At 68.8% G+C, this 1,115-nt stretch carries 1 protein-coding gene and 1 pseudogene; both read right to left on the bottom strand.

Going from position 1 to position 1,115, the window contains the following annotated elements; translation table 11 throughout:
* Window positions 1–323 (bottom strand): annotated as a pseudogene (locus GPA_RS03145) (TrmH family RNA methyltransferase); the annotation flags it as partial.
* 14 nt (window positions 324–337) lie between these two features.
* Complete coding sequence (gene thrH / locus GPA_RS03140) at window positions 338–940, bottom strand: bifunctional phosphoserine phosphatase/homoserine phosphotransferase ThrH (RefSeq protein ID WP_015538904.1); 603 nt, start codon at window positions 938–940, stop codon at window positions 338–340.
* Window positions 941–1,115 lie beyond the last annotated feature (175 nt).

Genomic DNA, 1,115 nt, shown 5'->3' with positions numbered 1-1,115 from the left:
TCGAACGCCGCGAGCGCCCCGCGCGTCACCTCGTAGCCGGTGAGCGCGTGAAACTGCTCGCGCGTGGCCACGAACACGGGCATCTCCGCATCGGCCGCGAGCGCCCGCTCGACGACCGGCATGGTCTGGTCGAGCCACTTCTCCTCCATGAACAGCGAGCGCATCCGCACGCCGGCGTCCAGCGCGCGCTCGATCACCTTGCGCGACTCGCCGATGAACAGGCCGTGCGCGCTGTCGGGACAGTCGCGCAGCTGCGAATCGGTCATGCCCGAGTACACCGCGAGCCGCGGGTCGCCCAAACCGTCGAGATGGATGATCGGCACGGGACGCCCTCTCCCTACGCGACGGCCTGCTTGATGGCGGCCAGCAGGTCGCCGAACTCCTCGAAGGCCGGCAGGTCGGGGTTGTCGGCCTTGATGGCGTCGGTGCTGCGGAACAGGAAGCCGGCCTTGCTCGCACGGATCATCGCCAGGTCGTTGAAGCTGTCGCCGGCGGCGATGGTGTCGAAGCCGCACGACTGCAGCGCGCGCACCGTGGTGAGCTTGGACTCGGGGCAGCGCATGCGGATGCCGGCGATCCGGCCGTCGGCGGTCATGTCCAGCTCGTTGCAGAAGATGGTCGGCCACCCCAGCTTCTCCATGAGCGGGCTCGCGAACTGGGTGAACGTGTCGCTGATGATGATGACCTGCATCTGCGAGCGCAGCTCGTCCAGAAACTCCCGCGCGCCCGGCAGCGGGTCGATGGCGGCGATGGTGCGCTGGATCTCGGGAAGGCCCAGGCCGTGCTCTGCGAGCGTGTCCAGGCGGAAGGCCATGAGCTTGTCGTAGTCGGGCTCGTCGCGCGTGGTGCGCTTGAGCTCGGGGATGCCGCTCGCCTCGGCGAACGCGATCCATATCTCGGGCACGAGCACGCCCTCCAGGTCAAGGCAGGTCACATACATAGGTACAACCCCTCTTCTCGAACGTTTCCCGAACGCCTCCCGCACGTCCGCCGGATGCGGCTTACAGCATACCCGAGCCGGCCCGGTTCCGCCACGTCGCGCCCGGTCGTTTCGTCGCCCGGACACGCGCGCCGGGAAGCGGCGGCCGCACGTGCGCCCCTTGGTTGCCGGCTAC

The organism is Gordonibacter pamelaeae 7-10-1-b, from assembly GCF_000210055.1.
In the GTDB taxonomy this organism is placed as follows: Bacteria; Actinomycetota; Coriobacteriia; order Coriobacteriales; family Eggerthellaceae; genus Gordonibacter; species Gordonibacter pamelaeae.
This window is presented reverse-complemented; position numbering and strand designations above follow the sequence as displayed.

Bases quoted from the DNA above. Each gene is read 5' to 3' on its own strand.
- thrH (WP_015538904.1), bottom strand. From the start codon at position 940: ATGTATGTGACCTGCCTTGACCTGGAGGGCGTGCTCGTGCCCGAGATA.